Here is a 19810-nt window from a genome sequence, read left to right on the forward strand (position 1 = left end):
CGCATATGAAAAAACTATTGAGTTTGGCAACTGCAGCTTTGTTCTTAGTAGGGTGCGAACAGGCATTTACTTTAGAAGGTGAGGATGCAAACGTTCAAGAAGTAACGGAAAAAGCACCATCCGAATTGGTCGTAGGGGTTTCGATTTCAACATTAAATAACCCGTTCTTCGTTTCTTTAGAAGAAGGAATTAACAACTTGGCTGAAGAAAATGGTACGAAAGTTAAATCTTTGGATGCTCAAAATGACACGGCAAAACAAACGAATGACGTGGACGACTTGATTCAACAAGGCGTAGACATTCTGTTAATCAATCCGGTAGATTCATCCGCAATCACACCAGCTGTAGAATCAGCAAACGCGAAGGGTATTCCGGTTATTACGATTGACCGCTCAAGTGAAAGTGGTAAAATTCTAGCGTTGGTTGCTTCTGACAACGTTGAAGGTGGCGAGATGGCCGCAGAATATATTAAACAAATTTCAGGTGAAAATGTTGAAACAGTACAACTAGAAGGTGTACCAGGTGCATCAGCTTCACGTGAACGTGGAAAAGGCTTTATGAACATTGCAGAAGAATCACTAAACGTCATCGATAGCCAAACAGCAAACTTTGACCGTGCAGAAGGTCTGACGGTTATGGAAAACATGTTACAAGCGAACCCAAGTATTAAAGCTGTCTTTGCTCAAAATGATGAAATGGCGCTTGGTGCTATCGAAGCGATTAAAGCAGCCGGATTATCTGGATCTATTCAAGTGGTTGGTTTTGACGGAACGGAAGATGGTATTAATTCCGTTAAAGCAGGCGTTTTGAGTGCAACGGTCGCACAACAACCAGAAGAAATGGGAAGACTGGCACTACAAGCAGCTTTCGATCATTTCGCTGGTATCACGATTGACGAATACATTCCATCACCATTGGAACTCATCACAAAAGACTAATAAAGCTCTAAAAAAGCCCCATGTGGACGTTTTCTTCGTCAACATGGGGCTTTTACTATGCGAGGGTTAAGACCAAAACAGCAGCTAGTATAAACGCATAAGATAAGCGTTCCAAGTTTTGTTTTTTTTGTGGATTAATTGTAATCCCAGCACGTTGTTGTTTAATAATCCAAAGATTAATTCCTAAACTCATCAGAGAAATCAGGATTGCTAACATATATTTTGTCAATTATTTACCTCCTCTTTAACCATATCAAGATGGGGAATGTCATCTTCCAAGTATACATCGGAAATAGGTTCAAATCCAAGTGAACCATAAAAAGGTTGTAAATGAGCTTGCGCTTGTACATGAATCGCTTTGCCCGGGTATGCCGTTTGACAGTAAGCGATGGCTTCATTCATTAATTGACGGCTAAGCCCTTGTTTACGGAAATCAGGATGTACAAGAACGCGGCCAATGTGTGTGACTGCTTCATCAGGGATAATACGCGCGTAGGCATGGAAGTCGGTATCAAACAAATGCATGGCGTCTAAATCCAGCTCATCGACTTCTTGATAAGCACATGCCTGTTCAACAACAAATATCTTTGTCCGCAAGAAGTAGATAGCATGGAGTTCACGGACCGTCAGTTGATCAAACGCTTTAATTTTCCACATAGACAACACTCACATTCTTTTTTTCATTATTATAACAAAAAAAGGGCCGGGAAAAAACTCCCGACCCCTTTCCTATTAACGAATAATTGTAGCGTCAACGTGCTCAAAAAGGCAGATCCGACATCCACTTTGTCATGGTTGTTGCTGCTTTAGCAGCTTACAAACATGATACACTTGGACTTCGGCCCACAGTGCTCCTAAAATAATGCGCGGATGGCCTGCGTCCATCCTGTGCTTATTCGCTCCAGTGATTCGGATCTAAACGCCTTTTTTCCCACTCTCTTTCCAATAGATTAAAAGTTAATAATCCAATCCAGCTCTGAAACGGGAATTAATTGTAGATTTAAATCGATTTTTTTACATGTAGCTGTGTATTCATTCCAGTTATAAGGACCTTTTACAGTTTCATTCTGACGATCGATAATAAAATACTCATTATTTTCTTTTCGTTCTTTTTCCAAAATAATAAAATCATTGTTCCAGTTCAGGCTGATGAAGTAACCCGCAATGTTTCCGGTAGGATACCGGTACGAGGCTGGTAGATGGAAAAGATTTATACCTGACGCGCATTGACGCAAGAATAATTGTTTATCTACCAAGATTTTATACTTCACCGCTCTCGCTAATTCAGGAAATAATAAATGAGACTTCTCCATGTTTTTCACCACCTTATTTTAAGTTATAACACCTATAAATTCAGCTTATGAAACGCTTTCATTTGGTATGGAGTTAGTATAATGGCATCGGAAAGGAAAGTACAGGCTTTTCGTTCTTTTTGCCCAAATTTAATATGAATGTAATAAACAGCCCTTTTAGAGGTAAGATTTAAAGCCAATTGTTTTACAATGAGTTTCTTTTTGCTACAATATAGATTAAGGGAGCGCTTTCTAAAGGTGGTTCCTTAAAAGTTTCTGTTTTTGTCTAGAGAAGGAGGAAATCATATGAAACAACTTAGTAAATTTCCAAGCCAAGAACTCTTAAGTGCAAAAGGACCGTTCGTAACGATTTATCAGTCTGTGGATCCATCACAGTTATCTATGGACGCTGAACAAATTAAGTTCAAAAATTTAATCAAAAAAGCGGTCGAACAGGTGGATGATGACAAACTTCGTCATCAATTAGAATCTATTCCAAACGATAAGCAATTTTGGGCAGAAGGACATAAAGGCGTAGCCTTTTTTGTCACACCACAAGATGTTTTCTACTATGAAGTAAGCTCAAAGTTGAATGATTTTGTTTCGGTTGCAGAAAGACCAAATATTCTACCCTTAATCGAAGATTTCCAATATATCGAAAATTACCATTTATTATGCTTAACGAACCGAGACATGAAATTATACGCAGGTAAATTGGATACGATTGAACGTATCGCGCTACCGGAAGATGCACCGACGACGCTAACCATTGCGTTAGGCGATGAATTGACACGTGGGAAACAGTTGAATGTTGGGGGACCAGCCGGAACGGTACACGGCGTCAACGAAAAGAGTGATGAACTGGATATTGACCAAGAGAACTACTTCCGTATCGTTGATAAGTATGTGATGGAGCACTACAGTAATCCGGATAAAACACCGCTTGTACTATTTGCTTTAACAGAAAACCAAGCCGTTTTCCGTAACTTATCTAAAAATACGTGCCTACGTGACGAGCGGATTGAAAGTTCACCTACATCGCTGACGGATAATGATATTACGAAAGAAGTTTCGCAATTAATCAATAAGGTATTGCGAACACGTCACAGTGAAGTTTTGTCACGTTATGAAGAAACAACACCGCAATACAAATTGGGTGACCAATACCAAGACTTGGCTACAGCGAGTTTGGAAGGACGAATCGAGGTATTGTTCTTAGAGAAAGATTCGCAAGTAACCGGTACGATTGATGAAGACGGCCAACTTGGTTTTGAAGGTGATGAGAACTTCTTCAACCAATTAGCATTGAACGTGACCCGCACAAATGGAAAAGTATATGTGTTGGATCGTGCGCAAATGCCAGGTTTGAAAGACGTCGCCGCCATTTTAAGATATTAAAAAAGAGAAAATAGTCGTATGTGACTATGCCGATAGAAAAAGAAATAGATGTCGGGTATTCGATAATAGTAAAGACAGTTACGAGTGATTCTCGGAACTGTCTTTTTATTCTTTTACATGAGGTTTGTAGTGTTCAATTTCGGTTGTCAGTGCCTCTTTGAGATTGTTGTCTTCAAAGATATCTAACATTTTAAGGCCTTTTTCCGTGTACTCTTGCCATGTAGGATCCTTCAGTAAACGCAGTGCAATGCCTTTGCGAATATAGGCAATGGCGAGTAAGCGATAATTACTTATTTGTTTAAAACGTATAATCAGCTCATCCAAATTTTCTAAGGCCGTCGCATAATTTTTATTCCGAATTAATAACAGAGTTAAGTTTGTCTGGATATTATTTTTAATGACTCGGCTTTCCCGTGTTTGATAAATACTCAGCTGTCTCACGATTCTTTCGGAAATGTGAAGGGCGGTTTCAGTAGGGAAAATAAATAAAATAGCATTAATCAAACGAATTTCCATCATATACCAGCGATCAAAACGTTCCAGTCGCTTCCAAACCCTATTTGCAAAAATAGCAGCCTGTTCATAGTCGCGTTCTTTGGAAATAAGCATCAGCGCTTCGCAAATGTAGGCAATATCTTGAATAATATAGTCTTTTTTCATTGTCAAATAATGTTGCACACGCTCTTGGATGACTGTGAGCGCCTCTAAATCATTATAATTAATTAGAAAAAACTGCTGAATTAAATCATCACGTGCATCCGGTTCTTCATCCAACAGCATTTGAAACTCGAATTCACTGACATCCAATCTGCTTAACAGTTTGATGAATTTGTTATAGGTAATATCAATAACGCCCCGTTCCACTTTCGAGTAAGTGGACTGCGAAATAATCCCCTCTGTCACAAATTTTTGGGTATATTTTTTATTAACGCGGATTTTTCTTAAGATTTCTCCCGTTTTTTTTACATTTTCCGATGAATTATCCATATTTCCCGTGCTCCTTTTTTCGAAAATAGTCGTATTTGACTATTTGGTTAGAAAAAGAAACTTCTGTTATATAATGATGCCAGTAAGACCATATCCTAAAGGGAGGAAGAAAAATTGAAAAAACTAGCTAAAAAAGGCAAACGTCTTGTCGTTTTTCTCGCAGTATTTACTTTGTTCACTTCTCCGTTACTAATCGGCAAAAGTCCTGTTTCTACGACTCAATCATTGGGAGACGTGTGGCTTATCGGTGGTGAATAGTAATTACTCTGTGCTTCCTTCATTCAGCTAAACGAAAAATGGCATAAGTTTAGATTGAAGTTCTTAATGGGTATTGTAACTGAAATAAATAGAAAACAAAAGACGCAAAGGAGGGATGTAGAGTGAGTGCTGAGTACATTGAAGATAAACAAGGATTGAAAGAATCGGCAGAATTACTTCCCGTATTAACGAAGGAAATTCAAGAGCGTTTAGAAAATACAGTTATGACGACAAACGACAAGTTGCGCGACTTAATTAAGACAGGTTACTATAATCGTGTCAGCATTACTTTCCGCTGCCTCATTTATGAAGCGATTTTGTTTTTTGAGGCAACGCATGAAGAATTAGACATTTTGTCTGCGGTAGGGAGTCGAACGATTTTCTGTTATATAGAAGCGTTTGACCAAATTGCTCGGACAGCGAACAGTTTAAATACGTCATTACGGTTTTCATGGAAAACAGATTCCTATCCGGATGACTATTCTTCAGAGTGTATTTTAGTTTTGTCTGAAGTTTATAGTGGAATAGCAGATATGTTCCAGTGTTTAGAAAGGCTGGATAACCTTTCTGAAGTTCTTGAAGAAGAAAATTAAGTACGTTGGATAAGAAATGAGCAATAAGAATCGGGTATTTTGAAGTACTCTATAAGAAAATAAAAACAAGAAGCTTGGAAATTTTCCAGGCTTTTTTTGTTTGCCCATATCCTTAAACATTTCCTAAACGAATCCTTATTCCTATTGGGGATTTTCGTGATAAGATAAAATAAATACAAAAGATGAGAGGGAAAGCCATATGAGTAAAGTCTATATTGTTGGGGCAAAACGGACGCCAATTGGAAGTTTTCTGGGTGCGCTTAAAGATGTTTCCGCGGGCGAGTTGGGAAGCTATCCAATTAAAGGCGTTTTGGAACAAAGTGGCGTCAATTCGAGTGATTTGGATGAAATTGTGTTGGGGAATGTCTTGCCAGCTGGACAAGGGCAAGGGGTGGCGCGTCAGGCGGCTATTTTTGCAGGCGTGGATACTTCCGTTCCGGCGTATTCCTTAAACATGGTTTGTGGCAGTGGGTTAAAAACAGTCATGAATGCATATCTCGGAATCAAAGCAGGTGAGTATCAAGCGATTATTGCAGGGGGTGTTGAAGTGATGAGTCAAGCGCCTTATCTACTTCCGGATCGCTTGCGGAATGGTCAGAAAATGGGTGGTTTTCACGTAAAGGATCATCTGCTTGATGATGCGCTGACCGATGCTTTCGAAGGCTATCATATGGGCGTGACGGCGGAAAATGTTGCGGAACGCTACCACTTAAACCGGGAAGACCAGGACGCATTTGCTTGGGAATCACAGCAACGTGCAATTGCTGCGGTTGACGAAGGAGCTTTCAAAGCAGAAATTGTTCCCGTTGAAACAAAAGTAAGACGGCAATCCGTTATAGTCGATCAAGACGAATACCCAAATCGCACTACAAATTTGGAAAAACTCGGCGGTTTGCGCCCGGCCTTTAACAAAGAAGGTTCGGTGACTGCCGGAAACGCATCTGGTATCAACGATGGGGCCAGTGCGACTTTATTAGTAAGTGAAGCATTTATGACAGAACAGGGCCTCACACCGTTGGCGGAAATCGTAGCTATCGGACAAGGCGGCGTTGATCCTTCAGTAATGGGGCTAGGCCCAACTCCGGCCATCAAACAGGCGCTAAAAAAATCAGGATTAACTTTTGAAGATATCGACGTTTTTGAATTGAACGAAGCTTTCGCAGCCCAAAGTCTGGGTGTTATTCAAGAGTTGACGGATGCTTTCTCTGTTTCAAAAGAATACATGTTGGAACGGACGAACTTAAACGGTGGCGCAATCGCACTCGGTCATCCCGTCGGCGCAAGTGGCAATCGCGTTTTAGTAACCTTGATTCATATTCTAAAACAACGAAACTTAAAATATGGCCTCGCATCTCTCTGTATCGGGGGCGGTATGGGGACAGCTGTTATTGTCCGAAATCCAGAAGTAGAGTAAAATATTTCTATATAAAGGAGTGTTATTATGAAAACATTTATTTCAGAAAAACATCAAAATGAAGCAATCGCATCACTCAAAACAATTCTTTCTTATCCTTCTTATTTACAAGAGGATGACGAAACACCTTTCGGAAAAGACATCCAGGCGGTTTTAGAAAAAACATTGGAAATTACTGAAGGACTGGGCTTCCGGACCTATATCGATCCAGATGGGTACTATGGTTACGCTGAAATAGGCGAAGGCGAAGAGTTATTTGCAGTTCTCTGTCATTTAGACGTGGTCCCACCTGGCAACTTAACATTATGGGATTCAAAACCGTTCGAGCCAATTATTAAAGACGGTTATATTATTGCCCGTGGAACCGAAGACGATAAAGGGCCGACGATGGCCGCGTTATACGCAGTCAAAGCATTACTGGATGCAGGCGAAACACTCAATAAGCGTGTTCGTTTTATTTTCGGAGTGGATGAAGAGAATCTATGGCGCTGTTTAGGACGTTACAACGAAAAAGAAGAAAAAGCGACAATGGGCTTCGCACCGGACTCTACTTTCCCGGTAACATTTGCTGAAAAAGGCTTGTTGCAAGTGAAGATGCGCAGTCAGGAAACGTCTGCTTATACGCTGAAAGCTGGCGGTGCGATGAATGTGGTACCAGAAGATGCTGCTTACGAAGGTGAATGGGTAGAGGCAATTGCAGCGGAATTAGATCAATTGGGCTTTAAGTATGAACGTAACGGCAACGCCGTGAATGTAAAAGGTAAATCTGTTCACAGTAAAAATGCACCCGACGGAATCAATGCGATTGTGCGTCTGGCTAAAGCAATAGGTGCTCACGATGACAACAAAGTATTGGCTTTCTTACGTGACGTGGTTCAAGAAGATGCGCGCGGTTTGGCTATTTTCGGTGAAGTCCAAGACGAAGCATCCGGTATGTTGACTTTGAATGCTGCAACCCTTTCAATTGAAGAAAATGAAACAGTACTGGGATTGGACATTCGTTACCCGGTGACAATCGAAAAAGACTTTATTGTTGAAAAATTAGAAACGGCTGCTGAAAAAGCCGGTTTAATTTATGAGGAATATGACTTTATTGCACCGTTATACGTGCCGCTAGATCATCCGTTGGTAGAGAACTTAATGGCCGTTTATCAAGAAAAAACGGGAGATATGAGTGAAGCATTGGTTTCCGGTGGCGCAACATTTGCCCGTACGATGGATAACTGTGTTGCATTTGGCGCACAACTACCACAATCAGAAGCAACTTTGCATGGACCGAACGAACGTGTTGCGCTTGCTGATTTCTATCAATCGATGGATATTTACGCAGAAGCGTTATACCGTTTAACGTGTGAAAAGTAAAAAAGAAGGGGCGGGAGTAATGAACTGCCCCTGTCAAGTAGACAGGTAAAAAACAAAGTATTTTAGACCATGCATGTAAAAATGTGTGGTCTTTTTTTGTAGCGTTTATGCAATCATTTGTAGAATCTTCTCTTCCGTAGGAATTGCTAATCCCATATCCAAAGTAACGCGTTCATTGTTGAAGAACGCGATGTATGCCTTGATTTTCCGGTCTAAGTACGCTGGTCTGTCAAACGTATCCAGGTTAAACATCTCCACCTTGAGGGTACCCCAAAAGCCTTCCATAGGGCCGTTGTCAATACATTTCGAGACGCGTGACATACTATGGATTATCTGGTGATCTTTAATCATCTTGTTAAAGGCATGGGAGGTGTACTGGGAACCGCGGTCGCTATGAATCAGTGTGGTTTCAGGCTTTACATCACCCAAAATCTGCTTTAGTGTATCCAGTACTAACGGGTTGTCATTGCGGTGACTGGTTTTATAAGCCACGATTTTCTTTGACCCGAGGTCATAAATAGCGCTCAGGTAACGTTTTGTCCCATTGGTCAACCGGAATTCCGTGACATCCGTCAATAACTTTTCCATGGGTCTTTCAGCGTGGAAATCACGGTTTAAGATGTTTTCAGCCACATGTGCGGCTTTGTGTGGCACGTAGTTCCTTCTTTTGCGACGGATGACGGCTGTGATCCCCATGATTCTCATGAGGCGGTGTACACACTTATGATTCACTTTCGCTCTTCTAAAAAAGTTGAGAAAGATGGTCATTCTTCGGTAGCCGTAAATCCCACCGAATGCCTCGTGGATTCCTTTGATCGCCCGCATCAGTTTCAGGCATTTTAATTCTGTTTCTGAGGGTTCCCGTTTTAACCACTTATAGTAGCTGGATTTGGCGATACCCAGTATGTCACAAAGATGGATAACGGGATATTTATGCTTTAATTCTTCAATAGTTAAATATTCCACTTCTTGTCTAACCCCTGTGATTTGTGATTCCCAGCGATTTTTCGGCGCTTTTTTAACGCATCGTTCTCCATTTCTAGCCATTTGTTCCGGGCTTTGAGTGTCTCTACTTCTGCGTTTAAACGTTCTTCCGTTGTTTGAATTTCCGTGGGCTTCCCGCGGCCCCGGTTGTCTTCCAGACCTATCGGTCCATGCTTTTTGTATTTATTCACCCAGGAATAAATGTTACTGTAACTTACATGGTTTTTCTCCGCTGCTTCCAGATAAGTCAGGCGATTGGCTATGTAATCTTCTACGATTTTTAATTTTTCTTCATATGATTTTTTAACACCCGTCATGTTGTACACCTCAGATTTCGGAGAATATGTCTCATTCTCTTTTCCTTCAGTATATCGAATTACCCATTTGTTTACCGTTGTTTTAGATGGAATGTTATATTTAGCGGCTAAGTATGAAAAGCCGTAACCCGTCTGTAGGTATTCAGCTACAATTTTCTGCTTGAATTCTTTCGAGTAACTGCGGTAATTCTTCTGGGAGCGGATCCCTTCCATGCCATGGTCCTGGTACCGATGGACATAATTCATAAAAGTGGTATCAGATAGTTTGAGATGGTGCTGATCAACAAGCGTTCGATAAGAAACACCCCTTAGGTGTAAATCAATTAAATGTAACAGTTCTGGATCGGTATGTTTTCTAGTCATAGAAAAAAACCCCCTTCAAAGTAGTTTGTTTTTTTCAGTGTCTACTTTGAAGGGAGCTTATCAAATTCCCAGCCTCTTCTTTTTTAGTTTGGTTTATTAGTAGGTGTATTGATATTATACTTTGAAAATTGCGCCGTCAGATTCTGTGTAATAGCGCGTTTGCCAGCTGTTGAACCGGTGTGTGATTGAAGTTGAATGACTGTAATAAAACCTGTTTCCTTATCTAAGGTAATCGTCACATCATACTTCGTTCCGCTTATCGGAAATTGCTGGACGAGCGCAGAAAGTTCTCTGTTCAACGTTTCATCGTATCCCGAGTACGTAACGGTATAGGTATCGTCCGATGAGACGACCGTTCCTTTACTCTCGAATAACGCGACAAGTGCCGTGAATGTTTCGTACGGATAAACGGAAATACTTGAGAACAGGGGATCAGGTGTTGCCGAAGCAATCCATTCTTCACTATTTTCCTTTTGGAAGGCTCCATCATTTGAAGCATAGATAGACGTTTTGTATGCGTCACGGCTTCCACCTTTAGTGATTCTTTGGCCGTAAGCAAGTGCTTCATCCGGAAAAATCGTTGCTTCCGTAATTGCATAGGTGCTTTCAATTGTGTTTTCTTCGGTTAGCGTTTCAGTTTCGATGGTAATAACTTGATGGTAATTTTCAATGTTCTCTGCCGCAGTCAGAGTCACTTCAGATTGTATATCCGTCGCAAAAGCACGTTGACAAGCTGATAGAATGACTGCAGACGGTAGAATAACAAATAATAAACGTTTTATATTCAAATCTCTTGCCTCGCTTTACAACATAGTTGTCCTTATTCTACATAATATTGGACACTAATGAAAGCCTTTTTTCAAGAATGTTATATAAAGAAGGTGTGTTTAGACAAAAGAATCCCCACTCACCAAAATGAGCAGAGAGTCTTTGTGGATTGGGACTTTGTAATCCAGAAATTTCGTAAGAAAGTCCCAATAAACCATCATTCGGACTTTCTAACGGACTTTTTCGAGTCAAAAGTCCGAATAAATGAAGATTCGGACATTCTGGTCTGTTTTTAATCGAAGAAAGTCCGAAATCATATAAACGAACAAAAAAACGACCCCGAAAGGTCGCTCGTTTATTTATCAAAACCAAAGTATTCTTTTTCGAATGTTTTTGTACTGCGTACCGTATCAAATTGACGAACGATTTTTTCAATCTGTTCGCGGTGATTACGGAATTTTGGTGGTAACGCCAATGTTTCACCTAAGATTTCGTAGGACTCTTCATCATCAATAAAACCTGGTTCATCTGTAGCAAACTCGAATAGAATGCCGTCAGCAACGGGTGCGTAGAGTGACTCAAAATAGAAACGATCCACGTAACCGGATGAAGGAACTTGGTATGCTTGCATACGTTCAATCCACAAATCTAACTGTTCGCGGTCTTTCACACGGAAGGCGATATGGTGAACAGAACCGAAACCTTGTTGGGCCCGTGCCATTAGTTGGTTGTGTTCCACAATGATAGAAGCGCCGTTTCCGCCTTCGCCCATTTCAAAATAATGCAGATTGCCTTCTGTTTTTGTTTCTCGGAAGAATAATAAAATTTCCAGTACTTGCTTCAATGAGTGGAAGTCAGCGACGCGAATTAAAGTCGTTCCGAGTCCATGAATCCCGAATTCAGTTGGAACCGGACCGTTAGTCCACGCTGTTCCAGGTGCAACACCCGTATCATGCTCGTCAGAAATTAATTGCATTTGCTGGCCGTCGTAGTCTTCGAAGTTAATAACGTTCACACCAAATTGTTCGAAAATACCTGTGTGTTTCACACCAAAGTGGTCAAAGCGTTTCAACCAATATTCCAGTGCACGATCATTTGGAACGCGTAAGCCTGAACGGTAAATTTCATTATTTCCGTGACGGGACTGTGGAATGCCTGGGAAGTCAAAGAATGTCATATCTGTTCCGGCCGTTCCTTTATCATCGGCAAAGAATAAGTGATACGTTTGAACGTCGTCTTGGTTCACAGTTTTTTTGACGAGGCGCATGCCCAGTACGTTTGTAAAGAAGTCATAGTTTTTTTCAGCAGAGCTTGTAATAGCAGTTATATGGTGAATACCTGTTAATGGTAATAGTTTAGTCATGAGTAAATAATCCCCTCTCTGTGCGCAGTTACTATCGATATAATAAGTATATCTCGAATTCGAAGTATTTGCAAGTGTTTTTGTTCGAAATCGAAATATAACCGTCAAAATCGCAATTTTATATATGTCTGAGTATAATAAAGTAACTGGTGTCAAAATCAGTTGCAATTATAAAATCTGAAGAAGGTGCTTGAACATGGTTGAAAATGGATTAATGATGCAATACTTTGAATGGGATTTGCCGAATGATGGCCAGCTGTGGAATAACCTGAAAGATGATGCAAAACACTTAAAAGAATTAGGTGTGACAGCTGTTTGGTTGCCGCCAGCTTACAAAGGAACGAGTCAAGATGATGTGGGTTATGGTATTTATGATTTATATGACTTAGGTGAATTTGATCAAAAAGGAACAGTCCGTACCAAGTATGGAACGAAAGAAGAATACAAACAAGCGATAGACGCGCTGCATGGACAAGGTTTATTTGTTTACGCCGACGTGGTTTTGAACCACAAAGCAGGTGCGGATGGAAAAGAACGCTTTATGGCTTTTGAAGTAAACCCGGATAACCGGCAAGAAAAACTAACCGAACCGTATGAAATAGAAGGTTGGACGCGATTCAACTTTGAGGGACGGGGCGATACGTATTCTAAATTTAAATGGAATTGGCGCCACTTCTCCGGAACAGACTTCAATGCGGAAAACGATAAAGAAGCGATTTACATGATTCAAGGTCTTGAAAAAGGCTGGAGTGACGATGAGACGGTCGATAACGAGTACGGTAACTACGACTACTTGATGTTTGCGGATATCGATTATGAGAATGAGGAAGTTGTCCAAGAAGTCTTAAATTGGGCGGACTGGTACATCGAAGAAACGGGTGTGGATGGTTTCCGTTTAGATGCGATCAAACATATTAACTATCATTTCGTAAAAAATCTGGTTAAATCTGTCCGTGAAAAAGACCGTCCTGACTTTTTTGTAGTCGGGGAATATTGGAAATCGGATTATGAAACGATTGCGGACTATTTAGAAGAAACGGATTTTTCGTTGGACTTGTTTGATGTGTCCTTGCACTATAATTTCCATGCGGCGTCCAACCAAGGCAGAGACTACGATATGCGTGACTTATTCACGGATACGCTTGTTTCTAAAAATCCAACACACGCTGTAACATTCGTGGATAATCACGATTCACAACCGGGACAATCACTGGAGTCATTTGTGGCTGATTGGTTCAAGCCACTTGCGTACAGTTTTATTTTACTGCGTGCAGAAGGTTTCCCTTGCTTGTTCTATGGTGATTACTATGGTATTCAAGGTGAAAATCCAATTCCAGGAAAAGCCGAAGACTACTTAGATGCACTTTTGTATTTGCGTTGTAACCATGCTTATGGTGCACAGCATGATTACTTTGATCATGAAATGTGTGTGGGCTGGACGCGTGAAGGGGACGAGCAACACCCATATGGCATGGCTGTTTTAATGTCCAATGGCGATGACTGTGAAAAAGTAATGCATGTCGGGAAACAGTACGTCGGCATTACATTTGCGGATTATTTGGGTAATTGTGAAGAGAAAATTACGATTGATGAAGAAGGAAATGCGACTTTCTTGGTAAATGGTGGATCGGTTTCTGCCTGGGTACAAGATGGCGTCACGCCGGAAGAAGCATTCCACGAAAATGGTGAATAAAAACGAGATTGAAAAAAGGCTGGGAGTAATTTCTTAGCCTTTTTTCGTTCCCGCTTAGTGGACATAAGAAAGAGGCCCGGACATTTGTCTAGGCCTCTTTCAGGTGGAGGATGGTATATCAATAAGAAAATAGGAGTATAAAATTAAGGGATGGTAATAATTTCTTCGGTTTGTTTATCGAAGAAATGAATCTTGTTCATGTTGAAGGCTAAGTCAATGACAGAACCTGGTTCGTGGTAGTCACGCGCGTCAACACGAGAGATAAACTCTGTATTTCCTACTTCTGAGTAAAGCATTGTTTCTGCACCAAGTAGTTCAGATACATTAACTGTTGCTTTTACAGTAGATTCTGGGTTTGCGTCGATAACAACTTGTTCAGATTGAATATCTTCTGGACGAATACCGAAGATAACGTCTTTATTGTTGTATCCTTTTGCTTCCAAAACTTTACGTTTACCTTCTGGAATTCTTAATTCCAGACCTTTTCCATCAGAGATAACACCGTCATTCAATGTTACATTGAAGAAGTTCATTGCAGGTGATCCGATGAAGCCTGCTACGAATAAGTTTACAGGTGTGTCATAAACCTCTTTCGGAGAACCGATTTGTTGTACGAAACCGTCTTTCATAATAACGATACGGTCAGCCATTGTCATCGCTTCTGTTTGGTCATGCGTTACGTAAATAGTTGTTGTATTCAAACGACGGTGTAACTTCGCAATCTCAGCACGCATCGCTACCCGCAATTTCGCATCCAAGTTTGACAAAGGCTCATCCATCAAGAAGACTTTAGCATCACGTACAATCGCACGCCCCAAAGCAACCCGTTGACGTTGACCACCAGAAAGTGCAGCCGGTTTACGGTCTAAGTACTCTGTTAAACCTAAAATATCAGCTGCGTTGTCTACACGTTGTTTGATATCTTCTTTTTTGTATTTACGCAGTTTCAAACCAAAAGCCATGTTGTCGAACACAGTCATATGTGGGTACAAAGCGTAGTTTTGGAAAACCATCGCGATGTCACGGTCTTTAGGAGCCACGTCGTTCATCACTGTTTCGCCAATCTTCAATTCACCTTCTGTGATATCTTCCAAACCTGCGATCATACGTAGAGTTGTTGATTTACCACAACCAGATGGACCAACGAATACGATAAATTCGCGATCTTCGATATGTAAGTTAAAGTCAGTTACTGAATAATTTTCAGCATTATCATATTTTTTATGGATTTGGTTTAGTTCGATATTTACCATTATTTAATCCCGCCTTTTGTTGAATGTTTTGTTTACAAGACCTATGTTAAATGAAAGCGCATTATTAATCTAAGTCATTATGAATGAAAGTGGAAACGTTTTTTTGTGCAGAGTGACGAAAGCCTTTTCACGGGGCGGATAATAATGGAATTTCAAGGAGAAAACGCGCGAGATATGGTAAAATTGTAAGCATATAGTTTATGGAAGGAAGATTAAATGAGAACTAGAGGATTTGAAATTGTATCAACATACACAGAAGAAGAAATAAACTTACCGAAACGTGCCACGAAGCATTCAGCAGGCTACGATTTTGAGGCATCGGAAGACACCGTTTTACCGTCAATCTGGAGCACATTCTTCAAGCATGACAAAAATGCATCGGTGAAAGGCATCACACCCGTTTTAGTTCCAACCGGCATTAAGGCATATATGCAAGATGACGAATACTTACAATTAACGAATCGTTCCAGTAATCCATTGAAACACTTTTTAATTTTGCCAAATGGCGTCGGTGTTGTAGATGCTGATTACTATAACAATGAGAACAATGAAGGTGAACTGTTCTTCCAGTTGTTAAATTATGGCCTACGCGACAAAGTGATTAAAAAAGGCGACCGTATCGGACAGGGAATTTTTATGAAATTCTTGAAAGTCGACAATGAAGAAACGAACGAAAAGAGTCGAACAGGTGGCTTTGGATCGTCTGACAAAGATTAATTTAAATTTAAACGCCGTCTACTACTTCGGTTAGTCAGTTATATGCTAAAATAGCCTTATATCCATCGCATTAATTGAAGGAGTTTAACTAATGGCAAAAAAGAAAATTAAATATGTCTGCCAAGCGTGCGGCTATGAATCAGCAAAATGGCTCGGAAAATGTCCAAATTGCGGTGCGTGGAATCAGATGGAAGAAGAAAAAGAACTAGCTGTTTCTGAGAAGCATCAACCTCGCGTTAACTTTTCCGGTCAGACAGCAGAAGCTGTCTCCATTCAAAATATAAAAGTAGAAGATATTCCGCGTATTGCGACTGACATGGAAGAAGTGAATCATGTTTTAGGTGGCGGTATTGTACCTGGATCCATGATATTAATTGGTGGCGATCCCGGAATTGGGAAGTCGACATTATTACTGCAAGTTTCCGCTCAAATAAACAATAAAAACATTCCGGTTTTATATGTTTCCGGTGAAGAAAGTGCCAGCCAGATTAAATTGCGTGCTGAACGTCTGGGTGTGAAGGGTGCCGATTTTTATATTTATCCGGAAACGGATATCGATGCGATTGCCCAAACGATTGAACGTTTGAAGCCAGAACTCGTGATTATCGACTCTATCCAAACGATGGTGAAAGCTGATAATGACAGCACAGCCGGCAGTGTGTCGCAAGTAAGAGAATCAACACAGGCATTGATGCGTATTGCTAAAACGAACAATATTTCCATATTTATCGTCGGTCACGTGACTAAAGAAGGAAATATTGCCGGGCCGCGTATGTTGGAACATATGGTGGATACGGTATTGTACTTCGAAGGCGACCGTCATCACACGTTTCGTATTTTACGTGCCGTTAAGAACCGTTTCGGCTCAACGAATGAAATCGGCGTTTTTGAAATGGCGCAAGGTGGCTTACGTGAAGTCTCCAACCCATCGGAAATGTTCTTGGAAGAACGATTGTCCGGGGCATCCGGATCAGCAGTTGTCGCTTCTATGGAAGGAACGCGTCCGATTCTGGCAGAGATTCAATGTTTGATTACACCAACAGCATTTGGTAATGCCCGCCGCACATCGAGTGGCTTGGACTATAACCGGGTCTCGCTAATTCTGGCGGTTCTGGAAAAACGCGCAGGTTTATTGTTGCAGAATCAAGATGCTTACTTCAAGTCGACAGGCGGGGTCCGTTTGGATGAACCGGCTATTGATTTGGCTATCGCTGTCAGTGTGGCTTCCAGCTATTACGATACCGAAACAGCCGCAAACGAGTGCTTTATCGGCGAAATCGGCTTGACCGGTGAAATTCGTCGTGTCAATCGTGTGGAGCAACGTGTTTATGAAGCTGAAAAACTAGGATTTAAACGTGTGTATGTTCCAAAGAACAGTTTATCCGGCTGGGATCATCCAAAAGGAATTGAATTAATTGGCGTTTCAACAGTTGCGGAAACTTTACATAAAGTATTCCCAAATCGTAGATAGAAAAGAGAGGAGGAAAATCATGAAAATGAAACGGACTATTTCAGCTATATTTGTATTCGTTGGCGGTAGCGTGGGGCTCACGACAATGCCGTATCTTTGGGAGATACTGAATTTAACGAAATCTCCTTTTAACAATGTGTTCGTCAACCTTGGTATTGGTGCACTTATATTCTTTTTATTATCTTTGGTGTTGGCGAATTGGGTTATCCGTGCTTTTAAGAAAATAGAGAATTACTTTAGTAAACAATCGGCAACGTTCTTGTTGTTTGGGGCTTTGGGGGCTATTATCGGATTAGTGTTGGCGTGGTTGATTGGTATTCCGTTAGTGGCTTGGAATATTAACATTATCAGCGACGTTGTTCCGACACTGTTATCAGTTGGTCTTGCTTATTTTGGGTTCTATGTGGGAACAACCCGCATTGACGAGTTTCGTAAGCTATTAACGCCGAAGAAACGTCCTGAAGAAGGCCAATTACTGGATCGAAAAGCGGATTCTAGCTTCCGTAAGTACAAAATTTTGGATACGAGTGTTATTATTGATGGACGTATATATGAAATTGCCAAAACGGGCTTTTTAGAAGGTGTTTTAGTTATTCCGAACTTTGTACTTCGTGAACTGCAATATATTGCAGATTCATCCGATAGCTTGAAACGGGTACGCGGACGCCGTGGTTTGGATATTTTGAACAGTCTACAAAAAGAAGAAGACATGCAAGTTGAAAGTTACGACGGTGAATTCGAAGAAATTCCTGAAGTAGACAGCAAGCTTATTCGTTTGGCGAAGCTAATCGATGGGGTAATCGTGACAAACGACTACAACTTGAACAAAGTCAGCGAGTTCCAAAATGTGCCGGTCTTAAATATTAACGAACTAGCTAATGCAGTAAAACCTGTCGTGATTCCGGGTGAAAATATGCGTGTCACAGTTATCAAAGCTGGGACAGAGCGGAACCAAGGTGTTGCATATTTAGATGACGGTACGATGATTGTGGTCGAAGACGGCCAATATCATATGAACCAAACGCTGGACGTTGTCGTAACCAGTGCACTACAAACGGCAGCCGGCCGTATGATTTTTGCGAAACCAGCGCACTCACAAAAAGGCATAAAATGATAAATGAGACAGATACAAAAAAGGAGAAATGAATAATGGCTAAAAAAATTCGGGTACGTTACGCACCAAGTCCAACGGGACATTTGCATATAGGAAATGCACGTACAGCCCTCTTCAACTATTTATTCGCACGTCACAATGACGGAGATTTTATTATTCGTATTGAGGATACAGACCAAAAACGAAATATCGAACGTGGTGAAGAAAGCCAACTGGAGAACTTAGAATGGTTGGGCATGGACTGGGACGAAGGTCCGGACAAGCCAGGCAAATATGGTCCTTATCGTCAATCAGAACGTAAAGATATTTACGACAGCTATATTGAACAATTGTTAATCGCGAATCGCGCGTACCACTGTTACTGTACAGAAGATGAATTGGAAGAAGAACGTGAACAACAACGTGCACGTGGCGAAATGCCGCATTATGGCGGACGTTGTGCGCACCTTTCAGCAGCTGAGAAAGCTGAAAAAGAAGCATCCGGCATTGTTCCAACAATCCGTTTCCGCGTTGAAAAAGATAACACATATACCTTCAACGATATCGTTAAAGGCGAAATCAACTTTGAAGCAAGCAGCGTCGGTGGTGACTTCATCATTCGTAAACGTGATGGCTTCCCAACGTATAACTTTGCAGTTGTAGTGGATGACCACTTGATGGGCATTACGCACGTTTTACGTGGTGATGATCATATTGCAAATACACCAAAACAAATGATGATCTATGAAGCATTCGATTGGGAATACCCAGAATTCGGTCATATGACTTTAATCATCAACAGTGAAACAGGTAAGAAACTAAGTAAACGTGATGAGTCGATTCTACAATTTATCGAACAATACAAAGAGCTCGGTTACTTACCAGAAGCTATGTTTAACTTCATTACATTGTTAGGTTGGTCCCCAGTTGGTGAAGAAGAAATCTTTAACCAAGAGGAACTGATCAAGATGTTTGATCCGGCTCGCTTGAGCAAATCTCCCGCTGCATTCGATGCGAAAAAACTAGAGTGGGTAAACAACACATACATGAAAGAATCAGAATTGGATGCAATCGTTCCACTTGCTACAAAACACTTGGCAGCTGCTGGTAAGATTGATGAAAATCCAGACGAAGCAACACAAGAATGGGTTAAAACATTGATTTCTCTGTACCATGACCAAATGAGTTATGCGGCAGAAATTGTGGAATTATCCGAATTATTCTTTACTGAAACATTGGAACTGGACGAAGCGGAGAAAGAAATTCTTTCTGGCGAAACAGTCCCAACAGTACTAGCGGCATTCAAAGAACAACTTAAAGTGATTGAACCATTTGAAGAAGCAACAATCAAAGCAGCAATTAAAGCTGTTCAAAAAGAAACAGGCGTGAAAGGCAAAAATCTATTTATGCCTATCCGCGTCGCTATCAGTGGCGAGATGCATGGACCAGAACTTGGTAAAACAATCGAGTTATTGGGCCGCGAAAAGAGCATTAGTCATTTAGATACAGTGATGGCAAGTCTATAAAAAAAGAAAAACAAGAGGAC

Annotated in this window: 20 protein-coding genes; 11 read left to right on the plus strand and 9 right to left on the minus strand. The window is 40.9% G+C overall.

Features of this window, described 5'->3' with window-relative positions; all coding sequences use genetic code 11:
- The first annotated feature begins 5 nt into the window (after window positions 1-5).
- Window positions 6-938: a D-ribose ABC transporter substrate-binding protein gene (locus G7058_RS06385; RefSeq protein ID WP_166062745.1), complete on the plus strand. Its 933-nt coding sequence runs from the start codon at window positions 6-8 to the stop codon at window positions 936-938.
- Window positions 939-993: 55 nt separating this feature from the next.
- Here G7058_RS06385 and G7058_RS06390 read toward each other — a convergent pair whose 3' ends face one another.
- The 3 genes from G7058_RS06390 to G7058_RS06400 all read right to left on the minus strand — a co-directional run bounded on the left by G7058_RS06390 (window position 994) and on the right by G7058_RS06400 (window position 2251).
- Window positions 994-1167, minus strand: coding sequence for a hypothetical protein (locus G7058_RS06390; RefSeq protein WP_166062746.1), 174 nt, complete (start codon window positions 1165-1167; stop codon window positions 994-996).
- Window positions 1164-1595 carry a GNAT family N-acetyltransferase gene (locus G7058_RS06395; protein WP_166062747.1) on the minus strand — a complete coding sequence of 144 codons (432 nt, stop codon included), beginning with the start codon at window positions 1593-1595 and terminating at the stop codon, window positions 1164-1166. Before G7058_RS06395 ends, G7058_RS06390 begins: the two co-directional genes overlap by 4 nt.
- 293 nt (window positions 1596-1888) lie before the next feature.
- On the minus strand, window positions 1889-2251 hold the full coding sequence (locus G7058_RS06400) for a hypothetical protein (RefSeq protein ID WP_166062749.1): 363 nt from the start codon (window positions 2249-2251) through the stop codon (window positions 1889-1891).
- Window positions 2252-2536: 285 nt separating this feature from the next.
- Between G7058_RS06400 and G7058_RS06405 the strand changes: the two genes are divergently transcribed.
- Window positions 2537-3628 carry a baeRF6 domain-containing protein gene (locus G7058_RS06405; RefSeq protein ID WP_166062750.1) on the plus strand — a complete coding sequence of 364 codons (1092 nt, stop codon included), beginning with the start codon at window positions 2537-2539 and terminating at the stop codon, window positions 3626-3628.
- Between the two features lie 105 nt (window positions 3629-3733).
- Here the strand turns inward: G7058_RS06405 and G7058_RS06410 are convergent, their stop codons facing one another.
- Window positions 3734-4615, minus strand: a complete 882-nt coding sequence (locus tag G7058_RS06410) for a helix-turn-helix domain-containing protein (protein ID WP_166062751.1) — start codon at window positions 4613-4615, stop codon at window positions 3734-3736.
- A gap of 114 nt (window positions 4616-4729) precedes the next feature.
- Between G7058_RS06410 and G7058_RS06415 the strand changes: the two genes are divergently transcribed.
- From G7058_RS06415 to G7058_RS06430, 4 genes are all read left to right on the plus strand, one after another.
- A complete protein-coding gene (locus G7058_RS06415) occupies window positions 4730-4873 on the plus strand; it encodes a hypothetical protein (protein WP_166062752.1) in 144 nt (47 codons plus the stop codon).
- Window positions 4874-4995: 122 nt separating this feature from the next.
- Entirely contained in the window at window positions 4996-5466 is a 471-nt protein-coding gene (locus G7058_RS06420) for a hypothetical protein (protein WP_166062753.1), read from the plus strand.
- A 199-nt stretch (window positions 5467-5665) separates the two neighbouring features.
- The gene (locus G7058_RS06425; protein WP_166062754.1) at window positions 5666-6880 is read left to right on the plus strand and encodes an acetyl-CoA C-acetyltransferase; all 1215 of its coding nucleotides are present in this window, start codon (window positions 5666-5668) and stop codon (window positions 6878-6880) included.
- Window positions 6881-6907: 27 nt separating this feature from the next.
- A complete protein-coding gene (locus tag G7058_RS06430; RefSeq protein WP_166062755.1) occupies window positions 6908-8242 on the plus strand; it encodes a M20 family metallopeptidase in 1335 nt (444 codons plus the stop codon).
- 105 nt (window positions 8243-8347) lie between these two features.
- Here G7058_RS06430 and G7058_RS06435 read toward each other — a convergent pair whose 3' ends face one another.
- The 4 genes from G7058_RS06435 to G7058_RS06450 form a co-directional block, all read right to left on the minus strand.
- On the minus strand, window positions 8348-9289 hold the full coding sequence (locus G7058_RS06435; protein ID WP_227004393.1) for an IS3 family transposase: 942 nt from the start codon (window positions 9287-9289) through the stop codon (window positions 8348-8350).
- On the minus strand, window positions 9196-9906 hold the full coding sequence (locus G7058_RS06440; RefSeq protein ID WP_166062311.1) for a helix-turn-helix domain-containing protein: 711 nt from the start codon (window positions 9904-9906) through the stop codon (window positions 9196-9198). The genes G7058_RS06435 and G7058_RS06440 overlap by 94 nt, the downstream gene beginning before the upstream one ends.
- Window positions 9907-9989: 83 nt before the next feature.
- A complete protein-coding gene (locus G7058_RS06445) occupies window positions 9990-10694 on the minus strand; it encodes a DUF6612 family protein (protein ID WP_166062757.1) in 705 nt (234 codons plus the stop codon).
- Between the two features lie 335 nt (window positions 10695-11029).
- Complete coding sequence (locus G7058_RS06450; protein WP_166062758.1) at window positions 11030-12037, minus strand: VOC family protein; 1008 nt, start codon at window positions 12035-12037, stop codon at window positions 11030-11032.
- 196 nt (window positions 12038-12233) lie between these two features.
- Here G7058_RS06450 and G7058_RS06455 point away from each other — a divergent pair, with 196 nt between their 5' ends.
- Window positions 12234-13730, plus strand: a complete 1497-nt coding sequence (locus G7058_RS06455; RefSeq protein ID WP_166062759.1) for an alpha-amylase — start codon at window positions 12234-12236, stop codon at window positions 13728-13730.
- A gap of 143 nt (window positions 13731-13873) precedes the next feature.
- On the opposite strand, the gene G7058_RS06460 is transcribed toward G7058_RS06455, so the two are convergent.
- Window positions 13874-14983: an ABC transporter ATP-binding protein gene (locus G7058_RS06460; protein WP_166062760.1), complete on the minus strand. Its 1110-nt coding sequence runs from the start codon at window positions 14981-14983 to the stop codon at window positions 13874-13876.
- Between the two features lie 216 nt (window positions 14984-15199).
- Between G7058_RS06460 and G7058_RS06465 the strand changes: the two genes are divergently transcribed.
- The 4 genes from G7058_RS06465 to gltX all read left to right on the plus strand — a co-directional run bounded on the left by G7058_RS06465 (window position 15200) and on the right by gltX (window position 19790).
- Complete coding sequence (locus G7058_RS06465; RefSeq protein ID WP_166062761.1) at window positions 15200-15700, plus strand: dCTP deaminase/dUTPase family protein; 501 nt, start codon at window positions 15200-15202, stop codon at window positions 15698-15700.
- Window positions 15701-15791: 91 nt separating this feature from the next.
- Window positions 15792-17171 carry a DNA repair protein RadA gene (gene radA / locus G7058_RS06470; protein ID WP_166062762.1) on the plus strand — a complete coding sequence of 460 codons (1380 nt, stop codon included), beginning with the start codon at window positions 15792-15794 and terminating at the stop codon, window positions 17169-17171.
- Between the two features lie 19 nt (window positions 17172-17190).
- Window positions 17191-18285 (plus strand): PIN/TRAM domain-containing protein, encoded by a 1095-nt coding sequence (locus tag G7058_RS06475; RefSeq protein WP_227004394.1) that lies wholly within the window; start codon window positions 17191-17193, stop codon window positions 18283-18285.
- A 35-nt stretch (window positions 18286-18320) separates the two neighbouring features.
- Window positions 18321-19790, plus strand: coding sequence for a glutamate--tRNA ligase (gene gltX, locus G7058_RS06480; protein ID WP_166062763.1), 1470 nt, complete (start codon window positions 18321-18323; stop codon window positions 19788-19790).
- Window positions 19791-19810 lie beyond the last annotated feature (20 nt).

It is taken from the genome of Jeotgalibaca porci (assembly GCF_011299095.1).
GTDB classification, from domain to species: Bacteria; Bacillota; Bacilli; order Lactobacillales; family Aerococcaceae; genus Jeotgalibaca; species Jeotgalibaca porci.

Excerpts from the sequence above, each read along its gene's own strand:
- G7058_RS06455 (WP_166062759.1), top strand. The coding sequence starts at position 12,234 with ATGGTTGAAAATGGATTAATGATGCAATACTTTGAATGGGATTTGCCG.
- G7058_RS06475 (WP_227004394.1), top strand. The coding sequence starts at position 17,191 with ATGAAAATGAAACGGACTATTTCAGCTATATTTGTATTCGTTGGCGGT.
- G7058_RS06400 (WP_166062749.1), bottom strand. The coding sequence starts at position 2,251 with ATGGAGAAGTCTCATTTATTATTTCCTGAATTAGCGAGAGCGGTGAAG.
- G7058_RS06430 (WP_166062755.1), top strand. The coding sequence starts at position 6,908 with ATGAAAACATTTATTTCAGAAAAACATCAAAATGAAGCAATCGCATCA.
- G7058_RS06435 (WP_227004393.1), bottom strand. The coding sequence starts at position 9,289 with ATGGCTAGAAATGGAGAACGATGCGTTAAAAAAGCGCCGAAAAATCGC.
- G7058_RS06465 (WP_166062761.1), top strand. The coding sequence starts at position 15,200 with ATGAGAACTAGAGGATTTGAAATTGTATCAACATACACAGAAGAAGAA.
- G7058_RS06410 (WP_166062751.1), bottom strand. The coding sequence starts at position 4,615 with ATGGATAATTCATCGGAAAATGTAAAAAAAACGGGAGAAATCTTAAGA.
- G7058_RS06385 (WP_166062745.1), top strand. The coding sequence starts at position 6 with ATGAAAAAACTATTGAGTTTGGCAACTGCAGCTTTGTTCTTAGTAGGG.
- radA (WP_166062762.1), top strand. The coding sequence starts at position 15,792 with ATGGCAAAAAAGAAAATTAAATATGTCTGCCAAGCGTGCGGCTATGAA.
- gltX (WP_166062763.1), top strand. The coding sequence starts at position 18,321 with ATGGCTAAAAAAATTCGGGTACGTTACGCACCAAGTCCAACGGGACAT.
- G7058_RS06405 (WP_166062750.1), top strand. The coding sequence starts at position 2,537 with ATGAAACAACTTAGTAAATTTCCAAGCCAAGAACTCTTAAGTGCAAAA.
- G7058_RS06440 (WP_166062311.1), bottom strand. The coding sequence starts at position 9,906 with ATGACTAGAAAACATACCGATCCAGAACTGTTACATTTAATTGATTTA.
- G7058_RS06425 (WP_166062754.1), top strand. The coding sequence starts at position 5,666 with ATGAGTAAAGTCTATATTGTTGGGGCAAAACGGACGCCAATTGGAAGT.
- G7058_RS06460 (WP_166062760.1), bottom strand. The coding sequence starts at position 14,983 with ATGGTAAATATCGAACTAAACCAAATCCATAAAAAATATGATAATGCT.
- G7058_RS06450 (WP_166062758.1), bottom strand. The coding sequence starts at position 12,037 with ATGACTAAACTATTACCATTAACAGGTATTCACCATATAACTGCTATT.
- G7058_RS06395 (WP_166062747.1), bottom strand. The coding sequence starts at position 1,595 with ATGTGGAAAATTAAAGCGTTTGATCAACTGACGGTCCGTGAACTCCAT.